This is a genomic window from Micromonospora sp. NPDC007220, assembly GCF_040634035.1.
Classification (GTDB): Bacteria; Actinomycetota; Actinomycetes; order Mycobacteriales; family Micromonosporaceae; genus Micromonospora; species Micromonospora reichwaldensis.
Genome location: NZ_JBEYEU010000055.1, coordinates 1 through 7,019, shown reverse-complemented (window position 1 = coordinate 7,019; position 7,019 = coordinate 1). Strand labels below are relative to the sequence as shown.

Genomic DNA, 7,019 nt, shown 5'->3' with positions numbered 1-7,019 from the left:
GACCCCAACAACAGCGGCCGATCCCCCGGACGCTCCTGCCCGTACGTCGCCAACAACGCCTGCGCCTCGATCGGGTCACCCAGCGTCGTGCCCGTGCCGTGCGCCTCCACGGCGTCCACGTCGGCGGTGGTCAACCGCGCGTTCGCCAGCGCCTGCCGGATCACCCGCTGCTGCGACGGGCCGTTCGGCGCGGTCAGCCCGTTCGACGCGCCGTCCTGGTTCACCGCCGTGCCCCGCACGACCGCGTAGATGCGCCGACCCTCCCGCTGGGCGTCGGAGAGGCGCTGCACCAGCAGCACGCCCACGCCCTCGGACCAGCCCGTGCCGTCGGCCGACGCCGCGAACGACCTGCACCGGCCGTCGGCCGACAGGCCCCGCTGCCGGGAGAACTCGATGAACGTCCCCGGCGTCGCCATCACCGTCACGCCGCCGGCCAGCGCCAGATCGCACTCGCCGGAGCGCAACGCCTGCACCGCCAGGTGCAGCGCCACGAGGCTCGACGAGCACGCCGTGTCGACGCTGACCGCCGGGCCCTCCAGCCCGAACGTGTACGCCACCCGACCCGACAGCACGCTGCCCGAGTTGCCGGTGCCGACGTAGCCCTCGACCTCGCCGGCCAGCTCCATGAGCCGGTTCGCGTAGTCGTGGTACATGACGCCGGCGAACACGCCCGTCCGGCTGCCCCGCAGCCGCGACGGGTCCAGCCCCGCCGACTCGAACGTCTCCCACGACGCCTCCAGCAGCAACCGCTGCTGCGGGTCCATGGCGAGGGCCTCGCGCGGCGAGATGCCGAAGAACGCGGGATCGAACGCGCCAGCGTCGTACAGGAAACCGCCGTGCCGGGTGTACGACGTCCCGGGGTGGTCCGGATCGGGGTGGAAGAGCGTGTCGAGGTCCCAGCCGCGGTCGGCCGGGAACTCGCCGACGCCCTCCCCGCCGGTGCTGACCAGCTTCCACAGCTGGTCGGGTGACTGGACGCCGCCGGGGTAGCGGCAGGCCATGCCCACGATCGCGATCGGCTCGTCGGCGTCGCCGCCGGCCGGCTCGTCGGAGACGACGGCGGCGAGCCGTTCGCCGACCAGTTCCGCGTACACGTGGGCGGTCAGGGCCTGCGGGGTCGGGTAGTCGAACACCAGGGTCGAGGCCAGCCGCAGGCCGGTCGCGCCGTTGACCCGGTTGCGCAGCTCGACGGCGGTCAGCGAGTCGAAGCCCAGCTCCCGGAACGCCCGGTCCGCCGGCACCGCCTCGGCGCCGCCGTGCCCCAGCACCTGCGCGACGAGACCCCGCACCAGCTGGTCCACCTCGGTGAGGCCGTTCTCCTCACTGAGCCTGGCCAGCCGGTCGGCCCAGCCGTCACCGCCCTTGCCCGCCTGGCGGCGGGTGTTCGCCGTGCCGATGAGGACCCGCAGCATCGGCGGCACCATCCCGCCGGAGGCCGCCGCGCGCAGCGCGGGCACGTCGATCACGGCCGGCACCAGGGCCGGCCGGCCGGCGCCCAGGGCGGCGTCGAACAGCTCCAGACCGGTCCGGGCGTTCATGCCCCGCAGGCCGGCGCGCGCCGAGCGGGCCCGCTCGACGCCACCGATCGACGCGGCCATGCCGGCGGTGTCCCACATGCCCCACGCCAGGCTGACCGCGGGCAGGCCCGACTTGCGCCGCCACACCGCCAGCCCGTCCAGGAACGCGTTGGCCGCCGCGTACGCCGACTGCCCCGGCGAACCCAGCACCCCCGCCACCGACGAGAACACCACGAACACGTCCAGATCCGGCGCGAGGGACGCCGTCGCCTCGTGCAGGAACCACCCGGCCGACACCTTCGGCGCCAACACCCCGGCCAGCCGCTCCGCCGTCAGCCCCTCCACGACACCGTCGTCCAGGACACCGGCCGTGTGCACCACACCCGCCAGGCGACCCTCGGCGCCGATCTCCGCCACCAGGCCGAACACCTGGTCCCGGTCCGTCACGTCACAGGCGACGATCCGTACGTCGGCGCCCAGCGCGGTCAACCGCCCGGTCAGCTCGCCGGCGCCCTCGGCCTCCGGGCCGCGCCGCGACACGAGCACCAGCGAGCGCACGCCGTGCACCGACACCAGGTGCTCCGCGACCAGCGCACCGAGCGCGCCCGTACCGCCGGTCACCAGCACCACGCCGTCACCGACGGCCGGCGCCTGCGCCGACGCCGGCACCACCGCACGGACCAGGCGCGGCACGAAGACCTCGCCGCCACGGACGGCCACCTGGCCGCCGGTCGGGTCCGCCGCATAGCGGGTCAGGGTGCCCAGCACGCCGGGGTTCACGCCACGGTCCACGTCGGCCAGGACGATGCGGCCCGGGTGCTCGGACTGCGCCGAACGCAGCAGACCCCACACCGCCGCGGCGGCCGGATCCGTCACCTGGTCCTCGTCGCCGACGGACACGGCGCGTCGGGTGGCCACCACCAGTTTCGAATCCGCCAGGACGTCCGCGGCCAGCCACGCCTGCACGAGGCCCAGCACGTCCGCCGTCATGGCCCGGGCCCGCTGCGCCGCGTCGACGTCGCCGGCGTCCGGCCCGGTCGGCGTGAACAGCAGTCGGCGCGGCGGCGCGGTGCCGGTGTCGATCGCGGCCAGCAGCTGCCTGATCGTCTCGGCGGAGGGACCGCCGGGAACGCCCGGCAGGGCCGGACCGCCCAGCACCGCCCAACCCGACACGTCGTCGACCGGTTCGGTCTCCTCCGCCTGCCAGACCACCTCGAACATCGACCGGGACGCCACACCCGCCGTGGCCGTGCCAGCCAGCTCACGCAGGACGAGGGAGTCCACCGACACCACCGGCGCGCCCACCTCGTCGCACGCCACCAGCCGCACGCCGGCGCCGCTGCGGGACAACCGGACCCGCAGCACCGTGGCACCCGAGGCGTGCACCTGCACGCCCTCGAACGCGAACGGAACCCGTGGCCCGCCCGGCTCCTCGCCCAGCAGCAGGGCGACCGGGTGCAGGGCCGCGTCCAGCAGCGCCGGGTGCACCCCGAACCTGTCGATGCCCGCCGCCGCGTCGTCCGGCAGGACCACCTCGGCGAACACCTCGCCGTCGCCCACCCACGCGCGTCGCAGACCCTGGAACACCGGCCCGTACGCCAGGCCGCGCGCGACGAGCGCCGGGTACCAGCCCGCCAGGTCGACCTCGGTCGCGCCGGCCGGCGGCCAGGTGCCCGTCCTCGGCTCGTCCGCCGTCGCCGGTTCCAGCACACCCTCGGCGTGCTGGAGCCAGCCCGCCTCGGGGTCGTCGTCGGGGCGCGAGTAGACGGCGACGGGACGCTGCGACGAGTCGCCCGCCGACACCCGGACCTGGATCCGCACGGCGCCCGCGTCGGGGAGCACCAGCGGCGTCAGCACCGCCAGGTCACGCAGCCGGGACACGCCCGCCTCGTCGCCCGCGCGCACGGCCAGTTCCACCAGCGCCGTGCCGGGGACCAGCGGCACGCCCGAGACCACGTGGTCGGCCAGCCAGGGGTGGGTGGCCAGCGACAGCCGGCCGGTCAGCACCACCTCGTCGTCGCCGGCGAGGTCGACCGCCGCGCCGAGCAGGCCGTGCCCCGCCACACCGAGGCCCGCGCCGCTGACGTCACCGGCCCGCAGCCGCCCCACCGCCGGCCAGAACCGCTGCCGCTGGAACGGGTACGTCGGCAGGTCCACCGGGCGGGTCGCGGTGCCCGGCAGGAGGTCGGTCCAGGTGACCGGCACGCCGTGCACGTGCAGCTCCGCCAGCGCGTTCATCAGCGACACCGGTTCCGGGCGGCCCGGGCGCAGGCTCGCCACGACGGCCGCCGGGAGGGTTTCGCCGTCGTCGGGCAGGCAGCCGCGCACCATGCCGGCGAGCACCGCGTCGGGGCCCAGTTCGAGGAAGACCCGGACGTTGCGCGTACGCAGGCTGGCGACCCCGTCGGCGAACCGGACGGTCTCGCGCACGTGCCGGACCCAGTAGTCGGGGGTGCCGATCTCGTCGGGGTCGGCGACCTCGCCCGTCAGGTTCGACACGATCGGCAGGGCCGGCCAGTGGAACGTCAGGGTGTCGAGCACCTGCCGGAACTCGCGCAGCATCGGCTCCATCAGCGGGCTGTGGAAGGCGTGGCTGACGTTCAGCCGGCGGGTGCGTACGCCCCGGTCCTGCCAGGTCCGCTCCACCTCGTCGAGGGCCCCGACCTCGCCGGAGACCACCACGGCGGTCGGGGCGTTCACCGCCGCGACGCCGAGCCGGTCGGTGAGCCCTGCCAACGACTCCACGACGGCCTGCTCGTCGGTGCCGACCGCGAGCATCCCGCCGCCCTGCGGCAGGGCCTGCATGAGCCGGCCACGGGCCCCGACCAGCGCGCAGGCGTCGGCGAGGCTGAACAGCCCGGCGACGTGGGCGGCGGCCACCTCGCCGATCGAGTGCCCGGCCACCAGGTCCGCCCGGACGCCGAACGACTCGACCAGCCGGAACAGGGCCACCTCGACGGCGAACAGCCCGGCCTGGGTGAAGACGGTCTGGTCCAGCAGCTCCGCCTCCGGCGTGCCCGCCTCGGCGAACAGCACCTCGCGCAGCGGACGGGGCAGGTGCTGGTCCAGGTGCCCGCACACCTCGTCGAGGGCGGCGGCGAAGACCGGGTGGGCGTCGTACAGCTCGCGCCCCATGCCGGGGCGCTGGGCGCCCTGGCCGGAGAAGAGGATCGCGGTGCGTCCGCCGCGGGCCACGCCGTGGACGACGGCGGCCGAGGGCTGGTCGGCGGCCACCGCGTCGAGGGCGGTGAGCAGGTCGTCGCGGTCCCGGGCCAGCAGCACCACGCGGTGTTCGAAGGCCGTGCGGCGGGTGGCGAGCGCGTGGGCGACGTCGGCGAGCGTCAGGTCCGGCTCGTCGTCCAGCAGGCCCCGCAGCCGGCGTGCCTGCTCGCGCAGGGCGGCGTCGTCACGGGCCGAGAGGACGCCCGCGACCAGGTCGACGGGGGACGCCGCGGGCGGCCCGGCGGGCGGCGGGACGAACTCCGGCGCCTGTTCGATGATCGTGTGCGCGTTGGTGCCGCTGATGCCGAACGACGACACCGCGGCCCGGCGCGGCCGGTCGACGGCCGGCCACGACCGGGCGCCGGTGAGCAGGGCCACCGCGCCGGCGGTCCAGTCGATGTGCGGCGACGGCTCGTCCGCGTGCAGGGTCGGCGGCAGCACACCGTGCCGCATCGCCAGCACCATCTTGATCACCCCGGCGACGCCCGCCGCCGCCTGGGCGTGACCGATGTTCGACTTGATCGAACCGAGCCACAGCGGCCGGTCCTGCGGCCGGTCCTGCCCGTACGTGGCCAGGAGGGCCTGTGCCTCGATGGGGTCGCCCAGCGCGGTGCCCGTGCCGTGCGCCTCGACGGCGTCGACGTCGCCCGGGGTCAGCCGGGCGTTCGCCAGCGCCTGCCGGATGACCCGCTGCTGGGCGGGGCCGTTCGGCGCGGTCAGGCCGCTGCTGGCGCCGTCCTGGTTCACCGCGCTGCCCCGCACGACGGCGAGGACGCGGTGGCCGTTGCGCTGCGCGTCGGAGAGGCGCTCCAGCAGGAGCATGCCGACGCCCTCGGCGAAGCCGGTGCCGTCGGCGCCCGCGCCGAAGGCCTTGCACCGACCGTCGGGCGACAGGCCGCGCTGCCGGGAGAACTCGGTCAGCATGCCGGGGGTGGACATCACGCTCACCCCGCCGGCGAGCGCGAGCCGGCACTCGTCCTGCCGCAGCGCCTGGGTGGCCAGGTGCAGGGCGACCAGCGACGACGAGCAGGCGGTGTCGACGGTGACCGCGGGGCCTTCGAGGCCGAACAGGTACGAGATGCGTCCCGAGGCGACGCTTCCCGCGCTGCCGTTGCCGACGTAGCCGTCCACCTCGTCGGTGGTTCCGGCGGCCTGGGAGGCGTAGTCGTGGTAGATGAGACCGACGTAGACACCGGTGCTGCTGCCCCGCGCCGAGTGCGGGTCGATCCCCGCCCGTTCGAAGGCCTCCCAGGACGTCTCCAGCAGCAACCGCTGCTGCGGGTCCATGGCCAGCGCCTCCCGGGGCGAGATCCCGAAGAAGGCGGCGTCGAACTGGGCGGCGTCGTGCAGGAAGCCGCCCTGGCGGGGCACGGACGTGTCGTCCCCGCCGCTGGCCCTCAGGTCGTCCAGGTCCCAGCCCCGGTCGGTGGGGAACGGCGAGATGACGTCGGCGCCGGCGGTGACCACCTGCCAGAGCTGCTCGGGGGTCTGCACCTCGCCGGGGAAGCGGCAGGCCATGCCGATGATGGCGATCGGCTCGTCGAGCGCGGCGGCCGTACCGACCGCGGCCGGGCGGGCGGCGTCCGAACCGCCGCCCAGTTCCCGGTCGAGGAAGTCGGCGAGCACCGCGGGGGCCGGGTGGTCGAACGCCACGGTCGCGGGCAGCCGCAGCCCGGTCGCGGCGGAGAGCCGGTTGCGCAGTTCGACGGAGGTGAGCGAGTCGAAGCCCAACTCCTTGAAGGCGCGGTGAGGGTCGACGTTCTCCGCGGAGCGGTGCCCGAGCACGCTGGCGACGTTCGCGGCCACCAGGTCGAGCAGGTGGTTGCGCCGCTCGGCCGGGCTGAGCATCGCCAGGCGGTCCCGCACCGACGCGGTGTCGGCCGTGCCCCGACCCACCGCGCGGCGGGCCGGAGCGGAGGTGCGGACCAGGTCACGCAGCAGGCTGGGCACGGTGCCGCCGGCCGGGCGTGCGCTTGCCGGCGGCAGGTTCATGAGTACGAGGTGGGCGCTGCCGCGCTGCCGTGCCGCCTCGAAGAGCGCGACGCCCTGCTGGTCGGTCAGCGGGGCGCTGGTGGCGCGGATCGCCTTGCGGTGGTCGTTGCCGTGCAGGTGCGCGGTCATCGCGCTGCTGGTGGCCCACAGTCCCCAGGCGAGGCTGGTGGCGGGCAGCCCCTGCTGCCGGCGGTGCTGCGCGAGGGCGTCGAGGAACGCGTTCGCCGCCGCGTAGTTACCCTGCCCCGGCGAGCCGAGGGTGGCCGCCACCGACGAGAACAACACGAA

At 75.5% G+C, this 7,019-nt stretch carries 1 protein-coding gene; it reads right to left on the bottom strand.

Going from position 1 to position 7,019, the window contains the following annotated elements; translation table 11 throughout:
- The coding region (locus ABZ573_RS32370) for an SDR family NAD(P)-dependent oxidoreductase (RefSeq protein WP_358122899.1) at positions 1 to 7,019 on the bottom strand (7,019 nt) is incomplete at both ends.